The organism is Dialister hominis, from assembly GCF_007164725.1.
GTDB classification, from domain to species: Bacteria; Bacillota; Negativicutes; order Veillonellales; family Dialisteraceae; genus Dialister; species Dialister hominis.
In genome coordinates this window covers 1,302,769-1,325,722 of record NZ_AP019697.1, presented here as the reverse complement: position 1 = coordinate 1,325,722, position 22,954 = coordinate 1,302,769, and the positions used below count along the sequence as shown (strand labels likewise).

Here is a 22,954-nt window from a genome sequence, read left to right as displayed (position 1 = left end):
TTGTAACAAAGTTTTGTTTATTGGGAGACGGTCATGGATTATTTCTTAATTGCTTATGGAGCGCTTTTGCTGGCGATGTCCTTTTTCTTTGGAAAGTATGGATCCCTGTGGATTGATAGGTTATACCTCAAAAATCATTCGATTTTATCATTTCCTGATGCAGTAGGAAGCAGGGCCAGGTACAGAGTAAAGCTGCTGACGCTGCTGTTTTTCCTGACCGGCATCAGACTCTTCTTCGTTTCACAGGGAATTATTTTAGTTTTGGCACTTGCACTTTGCGGATTGCTGCTTTTGATCATTGCAACAGATTTTGAGCAGTACTGCATTTTTAATGACATGATCATTCCTTTAGCAGCGGGAGGAGTACTTTGCTGCGCGCTGTTTCTACCCATAGCCATTGATCATCTGATTGCTGCAGCGGCAGGAGGTGTGCTGTTTCTCATCATTGCAATATTGTCCCGTGGGGCACTGGGCGGCGGAGACATCAAGCTCATCGCCTGCCTTGGCCTTTGGCTGGGAACCGATGCCCTGTTTGCGGTATCCATGATTGGGATTATTCTGGGCGGCTTGGTGGCGCTCCTGCTTCTTCTGACGGGGAAGAAGAAACGGAAGTCCGCCTTTGCCTATGGACCCTATTTTGCATTGACCACAATTGCGCTGTTTTTGGTTCGGGGATTATAAGTTTATCATTTAATTGCATACTGAAAAGAGGACGTTCCGATGTTTAGCAGGATTTTTAGGGGACAGAAGGGCGCTTTTCTTGTTCTGACAGCCATTCTTGTTCCTGTCATATTTCTTTTTACCTGCCTGGCGGCAGACCTGGGCAAAGGCTGGGCCTATCAGTCCAAGCTCCAGAACGGGACCGATGCTGCTGTGCTGGCAGGGGCCTATGTGTATAAAGTGAACCAGGACCAGGGAAATACCCGCACCCGTATGGAAGAGTATATGAATTCCAATATGGGCAGGGACGGTTATAAGATTGACCGGATCCGGTACCGCTATAAAGAGGGGGATCCTACCAAAGGGACCCTTATTTCCCTCTATGACAGCGCCGAGGTTCCTACCAACTTTATCCGTATCATCGGCCGGGATTCCATGCATGTGTCCGTGGTTTCCACAGCAAAGGTGACTCCCGATGAGAAGGGGAGCAGCGGTATTTTCGACTATGCCATTTATGGGGGCCATAAAGGTAAACCCCATAATATGGCTTGGGACAATTCCTATCCCTGGGATCAGAATGCCCTGTACTTCAACCATCCCTATCTTCATATCAAGGGAAAGGTTCACGCCGATGGACCCATTTATCTGACGAATAACGTGATCAATGGACGCAGGGCTTTTATGGTTGATCCCGGAAACTTTACCACCTCCATAGCCAATGACCGGGACCTGTGGTCCAATTTTTCGGATAACTACTGGGATCATGTCAATGAAACTGAGGGGCAAGGTCTTTATACCCACGATGATTGGATCCGGTCTCCCTACAGCTGGGCCCAGGGGCAGTATACCTGGCGCCATTATATGCGTCTTGGCTTTGATGATGGCACGGCAGCAGGACGGGACGTGGTGGCTTCAGAAAACTATGTGGCCCAGTCCGGTGCCAGGGATATTTCCCTGAGTCCCAGCAATTCCAATACCAGTGGTATCTACAGCCTGGTAGAAAAGTACAGGAACAGCAGCGATGAGTCGGTTTATGTGCGGACTGACGGTCATTACAGTGATACGAACCGCGGAGGTGATGGTTTTAATGATTACCGGGAATATAAGGTAATCATCGTGGACGGCGATATTGCTATTAACCCCAATAATTACCAGAGCCAGTCCGATTCCGATTACATGATCATCATTTCCCTCCATGGCAATGTGACCATTGCTCCTTCGGGAGATAAACCGCTTCGTGCCCTTGTTTATGCACCCCAGGGAGATGTGACCCTTTATGCAGGGGCAGGGCTCGTAGGAAGCATCGTGGCCCAGTCAGTACAGGCCCAGTCCGATGTGACCTGGAAGGACTTCGGCTTCAGCGGCGGCTCCGGATCTTCCGGCAGCAGTGGTGCAGAAGGGGGCGTGACCCTCTATAAAGACGATGACAGCAGCTATACAGACGCCTGAGTGAATAAAAATGAAAAAGCAGATAGGTTTTATTGGTGATGCCGGTAGACCTATCTGCTTTTTAGATGATGTGCCTGAAGTTTGATATAATATGGGTATAGCACTGCTTTCTAATACAATATATACTATGAAATGGGTATAATAAAATAAAGATTGTTATGAGTCAGACAAGGAGGGGAAAATGATGAAAAAGAAAAACGGACAGCGAGGTGCATTCCTTGTTTTAGCCGCTGTCATTATCCCTTTTATTTTCATATGTGCTGGCTTTGCAGCCGACTTTGGAAAAGCCTGGGCCGTTAGAGCTAAACTTCAAAATGCAGCAGATGCTGCCGTCTTGGCTGGGGCTTATCAGTATTCTAGTAATGATCAGGGCAATGTAGAGAAGTTGATTCGAACCTATTTATCCCAAAATAGTGGCGGGCTTACTTATAGCTATGATAAAAATAGAGATCAGAGGAATGGTATTTTTTACCGGGAACCTAAAGATGGTGACCAATCCAAAGGGATCCTATTGACTTTACATGCCAGTGCAGAAGTGCCGACCAGTTTTTTGGCAATGTTTGATGTCAATACTCTTCATGTGGGTGTTTATTCTACGGCCAAGATTGTCAAATCTACTCCAAGTAATAGTGATGATGTTTTTGGCTATGCAATCATGGGGACAGGTACATCTGATGAGATAAGACGTTTTAATGAGTGGAATCGCTATTCTGTTCAGTTCAGTACGAATGGCACACATATTGATGGAAAAATTTATGCAAGAGAAAATTTTGCTCTCTATGGCAAAGATAATGGAGTTATTATTAAAGATGGGTCCCAATTTAGTACTTCACAGAAAGATGATAATGTTCTTTGGCCATTTGGAAATAATGAATGGGATCCTGAGCTAAGGAAAAACTATACGCTGAAATGGCGCTTACATGACCAGAATGGTAATGACATAACGGCGAATGGCCATTATGTTGATCCTATTGATATTACCCTCTCTAAGGATAACCCAAAAACAAAGAATATTTATGATTTTATTCAAGAACAAAAGAAAAATCATGGAGTTATTACGGCGGGGAATATGGGCGATCACGGAATTACGGCAGACCGCTCGAAAAACGATGGAGTGTATATTGCTATTGATAATTCCAGCCCCGATTGGAGCTATAATTTTGGAGATTGGCGCACATATAAGACCATAATTGCATACGGGAATATCCATATAATAAATAATACGTTTGAAAATCTTAGCTCCAATGACCATCTTACTGTAGTTTCACTTCATGGAAATATAACAATTGATGGTTACCCCCCTCATAAACTTGTAAAGGGACTGTTTTATGCACCTAATGGATATATTGATTTGAAGACTGATACAAACTTTGAAGGAAGTATGGTAGCTAAACAAGTTATGGTACATCAAGGATCAGGATATAATATCAAATGGGATCGATTCGATTTTGCTGGAGATAATTCATCGTCCGGTAATACCGGTGGAACCGGATCAATAACTTTACATTCTGATGGAGACAGTCAATACGAGTCTCTCCCATAGTAAAAAGCACACATCATTTAGTATTAAAGTGATGTGTGCTTCTTTTTACCTCTGATTATATTTATATATCCGGTAATGTTTTTCTACGTTCTCCCCATTCTGTTTTTCCAGTGTTTCGTCTGTATCGGAGTCATAGAGGAGAGTATAGTTCGGATCTTTTAAAAGGTACGTATAGAGGGGATCTATGTCGGAAGTGAGAAGATGGGTGAAGTGATAGGAAGCGAGGAAGTCCCTGTAATCCAGCCGGCCGTACAGGAGGCTTACGTATTCGTGGAATACATTTTTCTGATGGTTCAGCTTTGGGATAAATACTTCGGCCCTTGTATCCATGTAGCAGGGGATGCCGCGGAATTCTGCATAGGGACCATCGTTGTAGCCCGTCCATAGCTGGATGGGCTTTCCGGCACTGTCTTCTTCAATGATATCCACGCTCTTTTTCAAGGCCGGATCCACCATGGCTGTATTGAAATAAATAAAGAAGATAGGGAAAAGAAGAAGAATGACAAAAGAAGCAAACAAGCTTCGGCTGTTGGTATACAGAGACATGGCATCAGAACGCTGCTTCCATAAAATGAAAGCACAGGCCAGGGAAAAGAAGACCAGTATGGTGACGATGATATAAACCGGAATGGCCTTACCGGAAGGTATTGTATTCCTGGCAAATATGCCTATGACCCCAATACATGTGGCCATTCCCATAAGGAGCATGGGAGGCCAGGTTCGTTTCCAGGTGCGGTTAGAGGCATTAGAGGAAGTATCTTTTGTACGCAGGATAGAAGCCAGGGGAAAAATGCCTGCAATGAGGAAGAGGAAGATACTTCGGATAGCCATCATAGCCATGAGCCCTGTACCGGCAAATAGCAGTATATGCCGGAGAGGAAGGGGATGTCTGGCATATACGATGGTAAGAAGAATGATAACCGGTACTATGACTGAGGTAAAAGATTGCAGATCGATGACAAGAGGATGCATCTCAATCACTAAATTATTAATATCCCTATATCCATAGGAATGGAAAGCATAGGTCATGGCTTCCGTGCCATAGGGATTGATGAAGCCGGCGGCGATAATTGGCACAAAGAGAGCTAATACGTATTTCCAATGCCAGTGGAAGGTATGGGTAAACCAGGGGAGTCGATTCCCCAGCAGCGCTTCTGCCAGATAGGGCAGGAGAAATACAGAGAACATGGGCCACATGGCAGCATGGGCATTGATGAGGATTACAGAAAACGCAAAGAAGAGAACATATAAAAGGAGGGGTGGCCTATCTTTACCTTTGAAACGTTCCAATACATAAATTTCACTGAGGAAGATGAGGCTGGACAACGTTTGGGGACGTTGACAGAAGAAGGGAGCCATCAGAATACCTGTGGCAATAGTAAGTAGTCTGGATACTTTTATATTTTTATGATCCGTCAGTTGGAGCAAATGATAGTAAATAAAGAGAATGATTCCGCCACAAATCCAACTGAATGCCAGCATCCCATTCATATGGGCCAAAGTATATATTTTCCACAGTATTACATCGAAAAGCCACTGTTGCATGACGAAGTGAAAATTCTCATGGATTGTAAAAGGCTCTGTGTGGGGAATGCCGTAATTTTCTATGTATCGTCCTGAATTCAGGAGGAACCAGCCATCATTGTCAAAGCGGGATGTAAAAGCGAAGAGAATACAAATTACGGTTAGGAAAAACAGGATAGTAGATAATTTATTTCTCACTGTTCCGATCCTCCTCTTTGATTTCCTGGTAGTCGGACTCCGTATTCACGTTCCACAGGGAAGATTTATCGGTACTCTGATTCTGTATCAGTTCCACTGCCCGGATGGCGGTAAGCATGGAATGGTCCATGTTGTTGTAGCGGTGCTGGCCATTCCGGCCGATGCAGTACAGGTTGGAAATGGTATCCAGAGACTGCTGGAGCCTTGGAAAATCCTTGTAGCTTCCGTAGTAGGCAGGGTATGCCTTCTTCATGTGCACCACATGGCCCTCTTTCACGGCCCCCTTGCGGAGAACGTGAATTTTTACAAGTTCCTGTTCTGCAAAGCGGAGAAAATCCTCGTCTTTCATGGACCAGAGGTCATCCCCTTCCTGGCAGAAGTATTCAAGGCCGATCCAGACGGTGTGTAGGGAATCCTTCACCATGTAGGGAGACCAGTTATTGAAAATCTGGAGGCGTCCGATTTTGACTTCCGGCTCCTGAATATAGATCCAGCAGTCTGGCACTATATTATTCAGTGTCCTGTGATGGGTGTGGTTCTGTAGTTCCAGCCGGTCCACCAGAAGACCGGCTGTCATGAAATCACGGTAGGGAAGAGTCTGGGCGGTTTCTTTATCTTTCTCGTCAAGCCATCCTTCCGGCAGGGCTGCTGCCAGGTCTTTGACAGCCATGCTGGAAAGAACGTAGTCTGCTTTTACCTTTTGAGTCTTGCCCTTGCCATCCCTGTACAGTACGGCTGTTATATTTTTATCCTCTCCACCGGTGAAGCCGATGGTGTCTGCATTCATTCGGATTTCACCGCCCAGCCCCAGGACCTCATCCCGGAGGCATTCGTAAAACTCACCGGGGCCGTACTTGGGGTAGGAGAATCTTTCGATGAGGGAGGTTTCCACTTTTTTCTGCTGCAGGTGAAGGGCCCGCTGGAAGAAATCTTTCAGCACCGCACCGATGGAGATGCCTTTGATTCGCTGGCTGCCCCAGTCGGCGGAGAGGTTCTTGGGGGACTTTCCCCACACCTTTTCTGTGTATCCCTCGAAAAAGGTCTGGTACAGCTTTTCCCCAAACCGGTTCACCATGAAGTCTTCCAACGTCTTTTCCGGTCTTTTGTGGAAGCAGGCGTGAAGGTAGGAGAGTCCCATGGAGGTCATGCGGAAAAGCCCTAGGTTCCGGATGGTGGTGGGGTTCAGAGATACGGGGTAATCGAAGAATTTGTGAAGGTAAAGAATCCGGGATACCCGCTGGCGGTTCAGAAATACGATGTCTTCCGTTTCCGGATCCCTTCCGGCGGGGTCCAGGTCCGGAGTCCTTCCCAGCAGGCGGTCGTCCAGGGCAGGGGCAGAGGCTTTGGGCATGATGGAGTCCCATAGCTCCTGGACCTCCCGGCTCTTGGTGAAAAAACGATGGCCCCCGATATCCATGCGGTTGCCATCAAAATTGACGGTGCGGGACAGGCCGCCTACGATACTGTCCTTTTCCAGAATAATCGGATGAATATCTGTATGTACCAATAATTCATAGGCTGCCGTTAGCCCTGCCGGGCCGGCACCAATAATGACTGCAGTTTTCATTGGGTGAATTCCTTTATCTATTGACTGTGGATATAATGTCTAATTGCTCTATTTATTATAATAGAACATGGCGGCGCCGTCATGTAGTTTTTGGAGGCTTCGCCAGGGCTATGCCTGCGGCAAGGCTATGTATTCGAAAGGACGGTGACTGGTGCCAGGGCTCAGGGAAGGAAATTTGTGTATTGGGCCTGCGGCCCGGGCATCGGCCTGCCGGCCGGGGCGTTGTCCTGCGGACAGGGCTGTGACTGCGTCAAGGCTAAGGCTGCCGCCTGGGCTTAAGGAAGAAAATATGTATTCAGGGCCTACGGCCCAAGCAATAGTTTGGCTGCTGGGGGCTCGGGGAAGAATTTTTAATGAGACTTCATTTCAGTAGAAATGACACTGTCCACTCCACGTCATCTCGAGCGGTGGTTAGCGTCGTAATGACTCAGCGCTTAAGAATAGCTACAGCTTCGATGAGTCGAGAGCCTGCTAACATAATGTCAAGCCTTTTTTTGTAAATTTTTTTTGGCTCTGTTTGCTACACGCCAAAAGCCCACCATTTCAGGTGGGGATAATTTAGCTTATATTAATTTCTACAGTAATTCATCCTAATGCCGCTAAACTGGCTCTTACTCCATCTTGGACTACATTGGGCCATGTGAGACTAAATCAGATAAAGGCATGGAAAACTGCCCTGACCTGATTTAGATTACATGATTCACCCAATCCGGGCTGTATGTTTTTTTACGCAGTTTGGGATACATTTGCCTGGCCTGCTGGTGCCTTATCCTGAATAAACGATGGATTCTGTTTATTTTGCATATAATCACGTACTGTACCGTAATAAATTCTCAGAAATTTATTTGCACCAGCTGTCATATAGACAAGGTATTTCTTGCCTTCACTGCGTTTTTTCACTATAAAGTCATATACCCGGTCTCCCTGTGGTTTTCTGGCCAGCTTTGAGGTCATAACCAGATATAATGCCCGTCGGAGCTCAGGTGACCCGATTTTAGTGGCTCGAGAGCTTTTCGGCTTGTCGTCGCCGGATTCATGCTTTTTGGGGTCAACACCGGCGAACGCAGTTATCTGGCTGCGCTTGTTGAATCTGGTAACATCTCCCAATTCCCCCATGATGATGGGACCCGTCACCTCACCGACACCATCCATCTTCATGACTACCGGATATTCCGGGAGCTGTGATGCCAGCTGGTTCATATGCTTCTTGGTATTTTGGATAGTCTCCAAGAGGTCATTAATCGCATTGACTGCTATCTGTATAGTTTTCTTTATATATGTGCTCTTGGGCATTGCAACCAGTGCTTTTTTGGCCCAGTCCATGATGTCCTCAGCTTTATCTTCACTGAATTCATAACCATGTTTCTGACACCATTTACAATACCGGTTAGAAAATGCATTCATAGACATTTTTCTGATGCAGTCAACATGCCACCAGGTATTCACAAAATCTACCCATTTCAAGTGCCCATTCTGATTGGTATTACTTGAAAACAGCCTGTTCACTCCTGGGCAAGTGAGGTCGGTAAGAGACAGCAGATTATTAGTAAATGTCACACATTCATCAGTATATAGTTTGTACTGCCGCTCACATTCTTTGAGGCATTCCCTTTTAGAATCCATCTGATTAAAGGGCCTTCTATCCTTATTCCAGTATTGAATTCCATAGCTTGCAATTTTCTGCGCATCTACCGGGTCTGTCTTCGGTTTACGAAGGGAATCGTCATGGAAGTCGGCAAGAAGCTTCGGATTCACCGCATACACAGTATATCCGTCCTTGTAAAGACCATTCGCAAGGCCGAGGTGGTATCGACCGGTACATTCCATGTAGATTCTCAATGTGCCATTAGCCTTGTACCTGTCGAGCTTTCTCTCCAAAGACTTCAGATCCGGTATGTCATGATTAATCGTAAACGGTTTCGACGGAGACTTGTCTCCTGTACGAAAAAAAGAAACCGTGCTATGTCCTTTTGAAACATCGATACCTACAGACACTTTCACAGTTTCATTACATTTAGATAATTCCATTACAATGCGCCTCTTTACTACAAAAGAACAATGTACAGACTCCAGCAATTCCCTGATGCTTATCCTATCTACTAAGGTACACGAACTTGATCATAAGACGACCAGATCCGCCTGCTTAAAACGGACGCTGTACCAGGATGCTGGAAGACGGGCTCTCGAACGAACGGTAATGTTCCAGATCTCTCCAGTCCATCCATTGCATCTCTATTGTACAGCTTCAACAACAAGGTAGTTAAGAGCTGCTAGCTGGACATCTCCTAACCGTATTCCATTGTAGTAGATCTCCCTGATTATCGTCTATAACGTTTTTACAACTCCAATGCCAGGGTAAAGGCTGTATTCCCGAACGTAAGAATGATTTCTCTAAAAAGCAGATTTGAGATTTGAGTGAAGAGAGTTGAGGTCCCGCCGCTTCGCGGCTGCTGTTCTCCTCCCTCTTTTCTCTTCGTTCTTCACTTCCCAAAGCCCTGTTTTCTCAACTGCAAAAAAGATTTCTCCACTCCTCTAAGCTTTAGGGACTTTAAACAACAGAGCCATCAGGCAGAGCCCTGTCGTCAGATATAGCCCTTGTCAAAGTCCGTAGCCAGTGGTATGGCGGAAGCTGGAATATAAAATTCTACCTTGAGCATTGGCGTACGCCATAGCCATGCCGCCAGGCAGAGCCCTGTCGTTAGACACAGCCCTGGTCGCAGGCCACAGCCATGCTATCGTATATTTGATACATTTGCAGTTTTAACGATTGGGAATCAACGGCATATTCATTCCACGACAAAAAGCCCAAAGGAGCTAGCTCGTTGCTGTGACACAACCCATAAAGAATCACAGCCCATCCATGGAAATGGATGTCGTCCTTCAGGCTTTCCGCCTCAGATATTCTGCACAATGCAATACACAACTATATTGAATCTTGGAGTCTCTCCTCCCGGGCGGTTGGAGATTCTCAGCGCTTCGAACGGGTTTTCATCCCGGAGCTCTTATGGATTCATCTATGCGAGATGGCTTGCAGCATTGGCAGGGGCCGGGTATTTTTTTGAGGCCTCTCCCCGGGCCTGCCGTTGCTCTCATCTATAACGATTATATATGATTAAAAGAAATAAGTAGGCGGATTGTATAATTAAGTTGAACACTTAAAAATCCATAGCGAACCCTTGTGGTAAAATGTAGTTGCACAAAAAACACAACCACAAAGGAGAATCGCTATGGATCAAAATCATTTTACCACGGATACGTTACGCAAAAAAGGGGCTCATTTAACTTTTGAGGAACGAGTCATTATCCAAACGCGTCTCCGCGACAAGCAATCGTATCGGAGCATAGCCCGTGAGATTGGGTGCTGTGTCAATACGGTACGCAACGAGGTGAAGCGTGGCAAGGTTCTTTGCTATAACGGCAAGGTGGAACGCTATCGCGCAGCAGACGGGCAAAGCACCTATGAGGCGCATCGCGAAAACTGTGGTCGCAAATGCGACGCCATAGCAAAGGGAGCATTCCTCGACTATGTGCAGAAGAGACTTCAGGAACATCACTGGTCGCTCGATGCCTGCTTTGGCAGGGCACTGGTTACGGGAGAATTTCAACGTGGCGAGATGGTCTGTACGAAAACCCTGTACAACTATGTCACGCTGGGGCTCCTAGGAAAAATCAAGAGTATTGACCTGCCCTTGCGCGTCAAGCGAAAAAACGCCAGAAAGCGGGTTCGTGAGCGTAAGAAGAAGTTCGGCCGCAGTATAGATGAGCGCGATCCTTCTGTGGATGAGCGTCAGGATTTCGGGCATTGGGAGTGTGACCTTGTACTGGGATCTCGCTCAAAGGACGAAGTACTGCTGACCCTGGTTGAGCGCAAGACACGCTGTTCCCTCATCAGAAAACTGCCCAACAAGGAAAGTGCCTCTGTAATAGCAGCCTTCAGAAAATTGAAGGATGGAATGTTCCGCGGCTGTTTCAGCCGAGTGTTCCTCAGCATTACGACAGACAATGGCAGTGAGTTTTCCAGCCTGTCGGAGCTAGAGAAACTAAGTCACACACGGATCTATTATGCGCATCCGTACTGCTCCGGCGACAAAGGTACGAATGAGAATCACAACGGCTTATTCCGTCGATTTCTTCCCAAAGGGAAGAAAATCCAGGATTACCCAGTGGAACACATTTCCAGAGTAGAGTGCTGGGCCAACACCCTGCCAAGAAAAATACTCGGCTATAAGACACCCGAGGAGTGTTTTAGGGAAGAAATGCTTGCAGCACTTACTGCATAAAGGTTCGCCGGGTGTTCAACTTATTATTGCAATTCGGGTCTTTATCTTTGTTCCCCAGTACAATCAAATGCTGGCATCTTACGGGAAAGAGACGGCAGATGAACTTTTGAGAGAAGTCACTTCAAGAATCAATTCAGTTTTCGGCAGGAGCGGGCCGGTCGGAAGAATCAATGGAGGAGAGTTTATCCTTCTCTTCCATTATGAGGACCAGGGGGCTGTTTCGGATATGAGCCGGAAACTGAAAGAAGAAATTTCCCATATTGATCATGTGAAAAATATTCCGTGCAAAGTGGATGCAAATACACTGATTACATATGGATCAGATAAGATTGCAGCCGGTAAATTGATGGAACAGGCTATTGGCATTATCAGGAGCGGCGGTGCTGAAATTTCCGTCGATGACTGGGTCAATAAAGGCGAACTGTTCGATCGTATTCCCATTCCTTACGTCCTGCTTGATGTTCCGATTGGAAATGATGGAATGATTTCAGGCATCATCTGCCGTTACAAGAATACGGCATATGAGAAGATGATGGGAATCCATAATAAGACTGAATTGGAAAAACGCTTTTCTGATCTTCTGGATACGCCGGATTATACCTGGCGGCAGCGTTTGTATGAAGCCGCTTACGAAGGAAGGACCGTTTTCAATCAGAAGTACTTCCCTGAAGAAGGAGAATGGCTGGACTATCTGTTTTTCAGGGGGCCTAGAAGAGGCACCTGTTCAGCAATGATTCTTCACCGGGACAAGAGTACCGTGCAGGCAGCACCCAGAGTACTCAATTATTCAACGGATCATCTGGTCAATTACCTGATGGATATCCTCATCAAAGGCGAGAATTATGGCACAGCGATTGGAAGTGTTCTCAAGGAAATAGGAATTATCATTTCCGCAGACCGCGTTTTCATCGGAAACATACAGAATCAGTCAGTTTCCTATCCTTTCAGCTGGTGCAGAGAAGGTCTTGCATCGATTAAGAATCTGGGATTTACAGGTGCTGATTTTGATGAATATGTCGAGATGAGGAAGCATCTCCTTGAGAAGAATGACAGCATTGCGATTTCCGATATTGATGATATCAAGGAGACTGACCGGGTAACGTATCAGTTCCTGAAAGCGCACGATGTGCATTCTATTGCTGAAGTTCCTATTTTCCGTGATAATCATTTATATGGCTTCCTTGGCGTAATCAATTACGACAGGGAAAATGGAGTCGATGTCAGGTACATGCTGGAAAAAGTGGCTGGTTACCTGGACCTCAAGGCAAGAAACCAGGAACTGATGGATACACTGAAATATATGTCGGGCAATAATCTGCTGACCGGACTCCATAACAGGAACGCAATGAGCAAGAAGGTAGAGGAGCTCAAGCTCCATCGGACGCCGGTTGGAATTATATATGCCGATCTGAATAATCTTAAAGCAACAAATGATACATACGGGCATGATGCAGGGGATCTCCGGCTGAAGGAAATCGCTGACATCATGAAGGAAATCTTCGATCTTGACGATATATACCGCCTTGGCGGCGATGAATTCATTATCATCATGGATAATGTGAAGAAACTGGACAAGATGGATAAACTTAGGAAATTCAAAAAGGTCATCCGGAATCGTTCCGTGGATGTTGCCATTGGTTTTGAATGGGTGGAGAATGCATCTGAGTTTGATTTTGGCATGAAATCTGCCGATAAAAAGATGTATCGCAACAAGAAGAAATATTACAAAACACACAAACTGACAGAACGGGGAGATGAAAGAGCTGCTGCAAGGTAATTCCGCAGCGGGAACAGCTGATGCATGCAAACGGCAGGTTCTCTAAATGATGATTTGTGCCGGCCATGATTTCATGATTTGTTATGTACCATGTAATTCCTGTACGGAACTCGGATTATAGAAAGGGGAGTTACTGATGGAGCTGAAAGAAGAAAATTTTAGAAAGATAGCGGATGATCTTCCTTTTGGACTTTACATTGTAGAGCCGGACCGTACGATCGTTTACTGGAATAAGGAAGCGGAACAGATTACAGGATATAAAAGAGAGGAAATGGTGGGCAAGCACTGTCCGCAGTCAGGATTGTTCCATATGGATGAAGAGGGACGAAGCCTTTGCCAATTCTTCTGCCCGCTCCTTGCTACTGTCGAATCGGGAGAAAAATCAAAAGCAAGAGTTACTTTTCTTCATAAGAACGGATACCGCATCTTGATTGATACATATTTTGTGCCGCTTAAGGATGAAAATGGGGAAACGAAGCATGTAGCAGAAATTTTTGAGGTAGTGGGCCCGGTGGAAGCAGATTCCCGTCTCGTTGAAAATCTGCATGAGATCGCATTCCATGACTCCCTGACAGAGCTTCCGAACCGCTTGTACATGGAATCCATACTGAAGGTCAGGTTCTATGAGTACCACAAATTATTCCGCCCGTTTGCCGTGATGTTTATGGATATTGACCATTTCCATGACTTTAATATAAAATATGGCCATGTTGCCGGAGATATGATGCTGAAATCATTTGCTGACAGCATTAAAGAGAATGTCCGGCACGAAGATGTGATCGGACGCTGGGGCGGCGAGGAGTTTGTCGGTGTATGCCCTGTTCCTTATGAAAAGGATGCCGTTCCGATTGCAAACCGCTTGCGGGATGTAGTCAATCAGGCGTATATTATTAAAGACGGAAATAAGCTTTCTGTTACAGTTTCTATTGGCGTGACCTTTGTCAGAGAAGAAGATACCTTAAAATCCATTGTCGACAGGGCAGACCGTTTGTTGTTCAAGGCAAAGCAGGCAGGGAGAGATCGGATTATGATTGATGCTGATGTGCCTCTTGTCGGGAAGATTGAGCGCGCAGACATCAGATGATGACAGAAATAATAGTGACCGCAGATATTCTGCGGTCATTTGTTATTCCAGAAGAAACGGGACAGGAAGCAAAAATTTGCTTATAGGGGACATTAGAATGCGTTTTTTGTGGAAATTAATCAAGTGGCTCGTCGGTCTTGCACTTATCCTTTTTCTGGCGGCGGGGCTTTATGCGGGAAATGTAGCGTATGAAGAGCTTTTCTCCGCGCCCTGGGATCAGATTCTTGGAATAGAGAATCGTAAAGGAGAACTTGACCGGATCCATTCACTGGAGGCGAGAAATGGCTGGCAGAGGGTCGAAGTCCATTCAAAGGATGGGACGAAACTTGTCGGGACGTATATTCCGGGAGAATCAGGAACCCGGAATACGGTGATACTTCTCCATGGTTTGTATCAGAACCGCACGATGTGCATTCCTTATGCCAATATTTACCGCAGGATGGGATACAATGTCCTGCTGGCCGATCTTCGCGGGCATGGAGAAAGTGAAGGCGGCCATACAGACTGGGGCATCCATGATGTAGAGGATATGAATGCATGGGTTTCGCTTCTTAGAAGCAAAAATCCGCAGATGCAGATCGGGTTCCATGGTGTTTCCTTAGGCGCTGCCATGGCGCTCATCTACAGTGCAAGCGATGAAGGAAAGCAAATGAAATTCTATGTGGCCGACAGCTCTTACGGGGATCTTTTAGATCTTGGAAGAGACAAGCTTATGAAGTATACGGGGGATGACAGATTGGTCCTCGGCATGGACGTATTGAATCCATTCTTCCAGGCAGCCTTATACATGCACACGGGCAAGCTTTTATCTGATATCGATCCGGTAAACAGAGTCCAGCACATGACATCTCCGGTGCTTTTCCTTCATGGCGCGAAAGACCAGCTCGTACCGCCTGAAGTAGCAGAACTTCTTTTAGCAGATTCGTCCAGCACGAACAAAAAACTTTATATATTCCAGGGAGCGTCACATACGATGGAAATGTCTGCAAATGGGCCGGCTTATCGCGAATATGTCACAGATTTCATTAAAAATACCTGATAGACTGTCAAAAGCTGTGATAAAATAAAGAAAAGTATCGTAGTTTCCGCGAGGTGATGGATAATGGATAATCAGGAAATTTCAAAGAGTGCAATGGAAGCGGCTGCTGAAACGATTCAGGTATTGAAGGGAACGGTAGAGAGCCTCCAGATGAATCTGGATCAGGAAAGAGATGCCATCGATGGACTTCATTTGACCATCGATTCACTGGAAAAAGAAAATGAAAAACTGCAGGAACGCGTATTCCAGCTGGAAGCTGAAATGAATCAGCCTAAGGTTGAGACACCTGCAGAAGGTATTGATATTGCAAAGAATCTTGAAAAGAAACTAGGATTTTATTACAAGGATCTTAAAGCAGTCGACGGAAAGAATCTGACTGCTGAAGACAGCGAAACATTGTACAATATTCTTGATTACACATTCAAAGCGCTCCGGAAAGCAGGGCTGAAATTCTAAAATAAAAGGGGATGTGACAAAATTCATCCCAACAAAAAGGGCTCTGCCCCGGATCATTTGGTCCGGGGCAGAGCCTTTCGTGTTATAATTTTTTACAATGAAAAATAACAACACTAGCAATCATTTTACCGCAGAACAAGGCATTTTGCCAATGTTTCCCTCTGAGATTCTCAATGTCGATGATCCTGTTTTAATGTATGACAGATTTATGGAGGAAATCGATCTTAAAAAGTACCTTCGTTACATACCGACGCGTGGCGCTGGCAGACCCAGGTATAATCCCGTCAACATGCTGAAAACGATCATCTATGGTTTCGCAGAAGAAGGATATTGCTCTTTTAGAAAACTTGAAGATAATTGCAGGGTTAATATCAGATATATGTACCTGATGAATTATGAAGCCCCATCCTATCGGACATTCTGTCATTTCGTGAAGGGCTTTCTTAAGTATTCTCTCAAGGATATCTTTTATTCAATTACGAAAGAACTCTGCGGCAAACTCAACGTGGATTTGCAGCATATATATATTGACGGTTCCAAGTTTGAAGCGAACGCAAATAAATACAGCTGGGTATGGAAGAAATCCGCTGAAAAATCCCGCTACAAGCTTTTTGCCAAGATTACCAGCCTTTTTGAGTTACTCAATGATGATCTTAAGTATGACCATATGAGTGTAAACATCAATACAGAATACGCTCCGGACTATCTGCGTCTGGTATTGGATAAATTAAAAGAAATCTGGCAGATTGATGAGACGGCCTTTGTTCATGGAAGCGGGCATCGCAAGTCCGATCATCAACGCAAGTATGAGCAGCTTAAGGCATATACATCAAAACTTGAAGAATATGTTGAGAAGATACAGATATGCGGTACTTCCAGAAACAGTTATTCGAAGACCGATACGGATGCAACATTCATGCGAATCAAGTCGGACTACATGGGAAATGATCAGCTTCTGCCTGCATACAATGTCCAAATAGGTGTTGCCGATGAATTTATTGCCGTAATTGATGTTAACCAGTATCGTTCAGATATGGATTGCTTCGTACCGCTGATGGAGGAATTCCACGAAGTCTATGGGGCTTATCCTAAGTATCCTGTGGCAGATGCAGGATATGGATCTTTCAACAATTACATCTATTGCGAGCAGCACGGTATGGAAAAGTATATGAAATTCCCCATGTACAAGAAAGAAACGAAAGACAAGAAATACCATACCAATCCGTTTCGGCCAATAAACTTTAGAGTTGATGAGAATGGAACCATCCGTTGTCCAAATGACAGGGCTTTCAAATTTATCTATAGACATCTGGTCAGAGGGAACTTATACGGCAGGCAGGAGGAAGTATTTGAATGCGAAGACTGCCAAGGATGCCCGCTGGCAGAGCAATGTAAAAAGACCCCGAAGAACAAAAGAATCTCATTGAGCAGAGAACGGAATAACATGTACCAGGAGGTTCAGGATAATCTGGAAAGCATCCATGGAGCCCTGCTAAGAATGAACCGGTCAATCCAGGCTGAAGGAACTTTTGGAATCATGAAACATGACAGATGGTACAAAAGAATCGTCAGAAAAGGGATAGATTCTGTAAAAGCCGAGTTATACCTGGTAGCACTTGGCTATAATTTAAGGAAATACATCACAAAAATAATGCGTATAAGGATTGCCGCCTAAGACAATATAATTAAAAGTCTTATGGGGGTAAGGGGGCTTACGCGCATTTTTACGTAAAAGGCTTACAGCAGAGCTAAAAATGATGAAATAAAGACGCAAAAAAGAGGCTGCAACAAAATGATTAACCATTTTGTCACAGCCCCTTTTTTATTTCAATTTTGTTGTCTGGGCGTAGAAGAAAAGGTATTGCTGGAGGATTCCAGCATTTTCACCAAAAGAAGGGAATGGGTTTTCTCCCTGGTAGAATGTATCGATGACCCGGGAAATCCATACATCAACGGGGGCAAAAGATGTCCGTCCGTATCCGAAGAGTGCTGTGCATCCTGCTACTTTAATGCCGACACCCGGGAAATCCATCAGCGCCTTCAAAAGATCTTCGTCATCGAGTGTACCTATCTTTTTCATTATACCGGGAGTTTTAACAGCCGCTTTCACAGTATCGTATATATAAGGAGCTCTGTATCCTAAGGAGCAGGATTTGAGCTCTTCTAACGAAAGCTTTGATAATTCCTTTGGCATTGGGAATGTATAAATGATTTCATAGGGTGTCTTTACAGGTTTTCCTGCGGCCTTTGCAAGCGCTTCGACAGCCGAACGGATAGCAGGAATGGATTTTCTTTGCGAGATGATGAAAGTAATGAGCGTTTCCCATGGATCCTGACGGAGAATCCGGATGCCACTGCTGTAGGAAGCTGCCTTGTACAGGCATGGATCTGATTCCGGAAGAGCCTCCCTTATGGATTTGTAATTCCTGTTCCAGTCAAAGTAAGGCTTCCATGTATGATTCCACTGATACCGGCTGCAGGAAATGTCATACTTTGTCTCTGTAAGCGGCTTCATGTAAAGTACATGGGAGCCTGTGATAAAGCGGTAACCATATTCAGTTTGAACGACACGGAAGCACTGTCCGCTTCTCATGATCTTATCAGCATCGAAATCGTCTTTGATAGTAACGATCATATATCCTCCTGATGAAACTGTTTTCCTTATTATACAGGAATCAAAGGGAAAGGGTCCTCTAAAAGAAAAAAAGAATAATAAAAATTCTGTTTGTTTATTTTGTTTATATTTCTGCTTCAGGTGATAAAATAGAGGAAAATGAGGTACAAGGATTGTGATTATGGGAGGGATTTTATGAAAATCAAGAAAATCTGCGCGGCTCTTGCATTGGGCGGGCTTGTCCTGGCGTTGACCGCCTGCGGAAACTCGGGAAGTTCTTCAAGCAAAGCGGCCTCTGCCGTGCAGCCAACTTCGCAGAACGGGAAGTATGTGCCAAATCCGACAGGGAAGCCTATGTCCGAAGACCTGAAGGACCAGCTAGAAAGCCTTCATGAAAAGGAAGCAAAATCTATTGATACGATCAAAGAGCTGCCTGCCGGATCCAATAAGGGAAAGAAAATCATGATCGCTTACTTTACGTGGGGCGGCATAACGGGCGAAGTCGCTCATTCCATCCAGCAGAAAATTGGCGGCGATATTTATGAAATCAAGAGAGATCCGGACTATTCCAAGGAATATAATGCTGTCCTGAAGGAAGCAGCCGCAGAAACAGACAGCAATGCACGTCCCAAGCTTGCCGGAATACAGCCTGATTTGAAGCAGTATGATGTACTGGTTCTGGGGTATCCGGCATGGTGGTTTACAGCACCGATGGTCATCCCGTCATTCCTTGAACAGCAGGATCTGAAAGGGAAGCTGATTGTTCCATTCATGTGTTCCTACAGCAGTCCAATCGAGGTGACTATACCGGCCATTGCAGCCGCAGCGCCTGGCGCTAAGATTTTCCAGGGGCTGACACTTGATGCAAATACTTCGTACAATGTCATTGACCCGTGGCTCACAAAAGCAGGTCTTATGTAATTAATTAAGCAAAAGCCGTTGTCCATATGAGGATGGCGGCTTTTTTGATTGAAATCGATAAAGATGCAATAATAGATGATTTTCCCTTTTGGCAATATGGTACAATAAAAAATATATTGAAGTATTACTGAAGGGAGGGGCTGTTTTGGGAAAACAAGTACTATTGATTAATGATCTTCCCGGATACGGCGAAGTAGCGCTGGCTGCCATGATGCCTATTCTTACCCATATGGGGCATCATATTTATAATCTGCCGACAGCTCTGGTCTCAAATACCCTGGATTATGGGAAGTTTGAAATCCTGGACACGACGGATTATATGATCCATACGCTTGATGTCTGGAGAACGCTTAATTTCTCCTTCGATGCCGTTTCTACCGGCTTTATCGTAACGGAGAAGCAGGCGGAGATGATCCGGGAGTACTGCGTGGAAGAACGCAAAAAAGGAACACTGATATTTGTAGATCCGATTATGGGAGATGAAGGGCATCTGTATAACGGGCTTACGGATCAGACAGTTGCAGGGCTCAGAAATTTGATTTCCGCAGCAGACTTCATGGTCCCCAATTATACGGAGGCATCTTTCCTGGCAGGAGTGCCTTACAAGGAAGAGGGGACGACAGAGCCTGAAATCAAAGACCTTCTGCTTCGTCTTCATGAGATCAGCAGGGGATCCGTTATTATAACAAGCGCAAAAGTAGATGGAAAGAATGCAGTAGCAGGCTATGACGCAAAGCTTGATAAGTTTTTCCTCATCCATTTTTCACTGATTCCCATGCGCTTCCCAGGGACCGGCGATATTTTTTCTGCCGTGTTCATGGGCGGAGTGCTTCATGGAAAAACGATGAAGGATGCTGCGTCGCATGCCATGGATACCGTACGCAGAATGATAGAAAAGAATTTAGGAAGCAGGGAACCTTTTAAAGGAATTCCGATTGAAACATGTCTGGAGGTTTTGGACTAATGGCTAGAAGACCGAAAATCAAGATTACCTATATTGACAGATTGGGAAAATGCCCCTGCCACAGGGGACACCGTCCGGGAGATTCCTGGGATTTTGATAAGGACAGAGGAGAAATCTGCTCCATGGTCATGCATGTGGCATTTCCATACATAGATATCCTGAGGTACGGCGGAGAGATTCCCCAGCCGGGACAGAAAAAAGGGACAGCCATTTTCTGCTGCCCTGATGTAGAAACCATCAATGTATTCAAAATCGAACGAATCGATGAAGAGAAAGAGGACTAATCAGTCTTTTCTGAAAGTTGTATAAGTGAGAATGGGTGTGGACATCATGGAACAGATGAAATTCATCCGCAGGCTTCCTGAACCAATGGAAATGAAGCAGGAAATTCCATTGAAGCCGGAATATGCAGAATTGAAGGAGAGAAGAGATAAAGAGCTTGCAGACATCATGACAGGGAAGGATGACAGATTCTTACTGATCATCGGCCCCTGCTCAGCAGATAATGAAACTGCCGTGCTCGATTACTGTGAGCGTCTTGCCAAAGCGGCAGATGAAGTCAAGGACAAATTATTCATTGTTCCAAGAGTATACACGAATAAGCCGCGCACGATAGGCAAGGGTTACAAAGGCATGCTTCATCAGCCCGATCCGGAAGGAAAGGAAAACATGATGGAAGGAATCAAAGCTATCCGCTGCATGCATGTCCGTGTCATTGAAAATACAGGATTTACCTGTGCTGAGGAAATCCTCTATCCGGAAAATCACAGATATCTCTCCGATCTACTGGCATATGGAGCCATCGGGGCGCGCTCTGTCGAGGATCAGCTTCACAGGATGATTGCAAGCGGCGTGGGGATTCCGGTCGGCATGAAGAATCCGACATCTGGCGATCTTTCTGTCATGATGAATTCCATTGAAGCCGCTCAGAATGAGCAGGATTTCCTTTTCCATGGGTGGGAAGTGCATACGACGGGAAATCCCCTGGCGCATGCTATCCTCCGCGGATATGTCAATCACTTCGGGACAAGCATGCCCAACTATCATTATGAAAACTTGCAGCATGTGATGGAAATGTACAATGAAAGATCACTGGAAAATCCTGCCATCGTTGTGGACTGCAACCATTCCAATTCCGGCAAGAAGTACATGGAGCAGATCCGTATTGCCAGAGATGTCATGGCAAGCAGAGCTTATTCTCCGGATATTCATCATCTGGTCAAAGGGCTTATGATCGAGAGCTACATCGAAGACGGAAGCCAGAAAATCGGAGAAGGGATTTATGGCAAGTCCATTACCGATCCATGCCTTGGATGGGCAAAGAGCTATGAATTGATCCTGAATCTGGCGGATCAGGTATAATACAATAAAAAAGGTTCTTCACGCTTTTTTGTGGGATAAAAATAATAACATATAAAATTGGCATTGAAAAAGAGCATCATCTACTCCAAAATGTAAGTTGCCTAAAACTACGCACGGAGGTCGAATAATGCTCTTTTATTACCATAATGAAATCACTTTTAATTGTCAATATTATCGCACAGAAAATATCATTAACCATCCAAATCCTCATTGCCATACCCGAGTTACCAGTCTACGGACTGCCAGAGATTTTTCCTGTCCGCACTGTCACTCCCGTATGTATAGTTATGGGGCTTTTTCTGTACTCATCAAGGATTTTCCAGATCTTCCTAAGCAAAAGAAGTATATAGAGTTCTCGGGGCACAGATTCCGCTGCACATCCTGCGGGGAGGCCATAACGGAAGATATCCCCTGCCAATGCCCTTTCACACGCGTTACTTGGGATATGGCCTTGTGGATTATCCACCTGCTTAAGTGTCATACATCCATTTCTGCCATTTCGGCCATGCTCTCTGTACATTGGAGTACCATACAGAAAATACAAAAGCATATCATGGATAAGGCGTTGGCTGCCTTTGAAACCTGCCTGAAGAAAAGTAACTATCGCCCACGGTATTTGGCCGTAGATGAGTTCGCTATCCATAAGGGCCATCGCTATGCCACCTGCGTTATGGATTTGGAAACGGGATTCATCTTGTGGGCCGGCCTGGGCCGCTCCATGGCAGATTTTGAGCACTTCTTTAAGAGCATTGGCCTTTCGCTTCTTTCCAGGCTAAAAGCGGTGGCCATGGATATGAACGCATCCTTTAACAGGCTGTTCCAGAAATATTGTCCGAAGGTCCCCATCGTTTATGACCGGTACCATATGCAGGCACAGTTTGGGCGTGATGTTATGGGAGCCGTGCGCCTGGAGGAAGCACAAAAGCATAGGCAGGAAGCAGAAGCATTAAAGGAATATACGAAAGAAACTAATAATCCAGAGCTCCAGAAGATGGCCAGGGAAAAGAGCCATGAAGAAAGGAAGCTTTATACCGAATTAAAGAAATCCCGATGGATACTGTTAAAGAAGGACGACCACCTGAATGAAAGGCAGAAAACTCATCTGTTGGATATCCTGAGCGAGCATAGGGATTTGGCGATTTGTTATGCCATGAAGCAGGAGATGACTCGTCTGTTCACATTGACTGACTATGAAGAAGCTCTCGCCGGATGGACAAAATGGATTCAGGCTGGACTGGAGAGCGGGATCCCTGCCCTGGTAAAGTTTGCCCGGCAAAAGCAGAAGCGAATCAAGGGACTGGCTGCTCATGCCCTGTATCCTATCAATACGGGGAAGCTTGAAGGATTCAATAATAAGATCAAGGTACTAAAAAGAATCGGATATGGGTACCGAAACATGGATTATTTCTTTACCCTTATCCGATTCCATTCTTTACCTAAAAATTATTCATCCCCCAAATTTCCGTGAAGAGCCATAAAAAAGGCTGTAAAAAACGATTTTCCGCTTTTCACAGCC

The 22,954-nt window shown here is 45.3% G+C and carries 18 protein-coding genes; 14 read left to right on the top strand and 4 right to left on the bottom strand.

The window, feature by feature from the left end; genetic code table 11:
- The first annotated feature begins 33 nt into the window (after positions 1-33).
- From Dia5BBH33_RS06175 to Dia5BBH33_RS06165, 3 genes are all read left to right on the top strand, one after another.
- On the top strand, positions 34-681 hold the full coding sequence (locus Dia5BBH33_RS06175) for a prepilin peptidase (protein WP_143332584.1): 648 nt from the start codon (positions 34-36) through the stop codon (positions 679-681).
- A 39-nt stretch (positions 682-720) separates the two neighbouring features.
- Complete coding sequence (locus Dia5BBH33_RS06170) at positions 721-2,109, top strand: Tad domain-containing protein (protein WP_143332583.1); 1,389 nt, start codon at positions 721-723, stop codon at positions 2,107-2,109.
- Positions 2,110-2,290: 181 nt separating this feature from the next.
- Positions 2,291-3,652: a TadE/TadG family type IV pilus assembly protein gene (locus Dia5BBH33_RS06165; protein ID WP_143332582.1), complete on the top strand. Its 1,362-nt coding sequence runs from the start codon at positions 2,291-2,293 to the stop codon at positions 3,650-3,652.
- Between the two features lie 45 nt (positions 3,653-3,697).
- On the opposite strand, the gene Dia5BBH33_RS06160 is transcribed toward Dia5BBH33_RS06165, so the two are convergent.
- The 3 genes from Dia5BBH33_RS06160 to Dia5BBH33_RS06150 all read right to left on the bottom strand — a co-directional run bounded on the left by Dia5BBH33_RS06160 (position 3,698) and on the right by Dia5BBH33_RS06150 (position 8,969).
- Positions 3,698-4,840, bottom strand: coding sequence for a hypothetical protein (locus tag Dia5BBH33_RS06160; RefSeq protein WP_143332581.1), 1,143 nt, complete (start codon positions 4,838-4,840; stop codon positions 3,698-3,700).
- A 523-nt stretch (positions 4,841-5,363) separates the two neighbouring features.
- Positions 5,364-6,941 carry an NAD(P)/FAD-dependent oxidoreductase gene (locus Dia5BBH33_RS06155; protein ID WP_108850854.1) on the bottom strand — a complete coding sequence of 526 codons (1,578 nt, stop codon included), beginning with the start codon at positions 6,939-6,941 and terminating at the stop codon, positions 5,364-5,366.
- Between the two features lie 726 nt (positions 6,942-7,667).
- A complete protein-coding gene (locus tag Dia5BBH33_RS06150; RefSeq protein WP_198419597.1) occupies positions 7,668-8,969 on the bottom strand; it encodes an IS110 family RNA-guided transposase in 1,302 nt (433 codons plus the stop codon).
- A 1,199-nt stretch (positions 8,970-10,168) separates the two neighbouring features.
- On the opposite strand from Dia5BBH33_RS06150, the gene Dia5BBH33_RS06145 reads away from it, so the two are divergent.
- From Dia5BBH33_RS06145 to Dia5BBH33_RS06120, 6 genes are all read left to right on the top strand, one after another.
- Entirely contained in the window at positions 10,169-11,221 is a 1,053-nt protein-coding gene (locus tag Dia5BBH33_RS06145; protein WP_108849579.1) for an IS30 family transposase, read from the top strand.
- A gap of 67 nt (positions 11,222-11,288) precedes the next feature.
- A complete protein-coding gene (locus tag Dia5BBH33_RS06140; RefSeq protein ID WP_143332580.1) occupies positions 11,289-12,998 on the top strand; it encodes a diguanylate cyclase domain-containing protein in 1,710 nt (569 codons plus the stop codon).
- Between the two features lie 136 nt (positions 12,999-13,134).
- Complete coding sequence (locus Dia5BBH33_RS06135) at positions 13,135-14,082, top strand: sensor domain-containing diguanylate cyclase (protein WP_108849593.1); 948 nt, start codon at positions 13,135-13,137, stop codon at positions 14,080-14,082.
- A 97-nt stretch (positions 14,083-14,179) separates the two neighbouring features.
- Entirely contained in the window at positions 14,180-15,121 is a 942-nt protein-coding gene (locus Dia5BBH33_RS06130; protein WP_108849594.1) for an alpha/beta hydrolase, read from the top strand.
- A 63-nt stretch (positions 15,122-15,184) separates the two neighbouring features.
- Positions 15,185-15,577: a hypothetical protein gene (locus Dia5BBH33_RS06125; RefSeq protein WP_022383004.1), complete on the top strand. Its 393-nt coding sequence runs from the start codon at positions 15,185-15,187 to the stop codon at positions 15,575-15,577.
- A 97-nt stretch (positions 15,578-15,674) separates the two neighbouring features.
- Positions 15,675-17,252 carry an IS1182 family transposase gene (locus tag Dia5BBH33_RS06120; RefSeq protein ID WP_143332102.1) on the top strand — a complete coding sequence of 526 codons (1,578 nt, stop codon included), beginning with the start codon at positions 15,675-15,677 and terminating at the stop codon, positions 17,250-17,252.
- A gap of 147 nt (positions 17,253-17,399) precedes the next feature.
- On the opposite strand, the gene Dia5BBH33_RS06115 is transcribed toward Dia5BBH33_RS06120, so the two are convergent.
- Complete coding sequence (locus Dia5BBH33_RS06115; RefSeq protein ID WP_022383003.1) at positions 17,400-18,212, bottom strand: DNA-3-methyladenine glycosylase family protein; 813 nt, start codon at positions 18,210-18,212, stop codon at positions 17,400-17,402.
- A gap of 174 nt (positions 18,213-18,386) precedes the next feature.
- On the opposite strand from Dia5BBH33_RS06115, the gene Dia5BBH33_RS06110 reads away from it, so the two are divergent.
- The 5 genes from Dia5BBH33_RS06110 (at position 18,387) to Dia5BBH33_RS06090 (ending at position 22,906) form a co-directional block, all read left to right on the top strand.
- Positions 18,387-19,112, top strand: a complete 726-nt coding sequence (locus Dia5BBH33_RS06110; protein WP_162501767.1) for a flavodoxin — start codon at positions 18,387-18,389, stop codon at positions 19,110-19,112.
- 145 nt (positions 19,113-19,257) lie between these two features.
- Positions 19,258-20,076, top strand: coding sequence for a pyridoxamine kinase (locus tag Dia5BBH33_RS06105; RefSeq protein ID WP_143332578.1), 819 nt, complete (start codon positions 19,258-19,260; stop codon positions 20,074-20,076).
- Positions 20,076-20,360, top strand: coding sequence for a TIGR04076 family protein (locus Dia5BBH33_RS06100; RefSeq protein WP_143332577.1), 285 nt, complete (start codon positions 20,076-20,078; stop codon positions 20,358-20,360). Before Dia5BBH33_RS06105 ends, Dia5BBH33_RS06100 begins: the two co-directional genes overlap by 1 nt.
- A gap of 46 nt (positions 20,361-20,406) precedes the next feature.
- Positions 20,407-21,438, top strand: a complete 1,032-nt coding sequence (locus Dia5BBH33_RS06095; protein ID WP_143332576.1) for a 3-deoxy-7-phosphoheptulonate synthase — start codon at positions 20,407-20,409, stop codon at positions 21,436-21,438.
- Positions 21,439-21,715: 277 nt separating this feature from the next.
- Positions 21,716-22,906, top strand: a complete 1,191-nt coding sequence (locus tag Dia5BBH33_RS06090; protein WP_162501766.1) for an ISL3 family transposase — start codon at positions 21,716-21,718, stop codon at positions 22,904-22,906.
- The last annotated feature ends 48 nt before the right edge of the window (positions 22,907-22,954 follow it).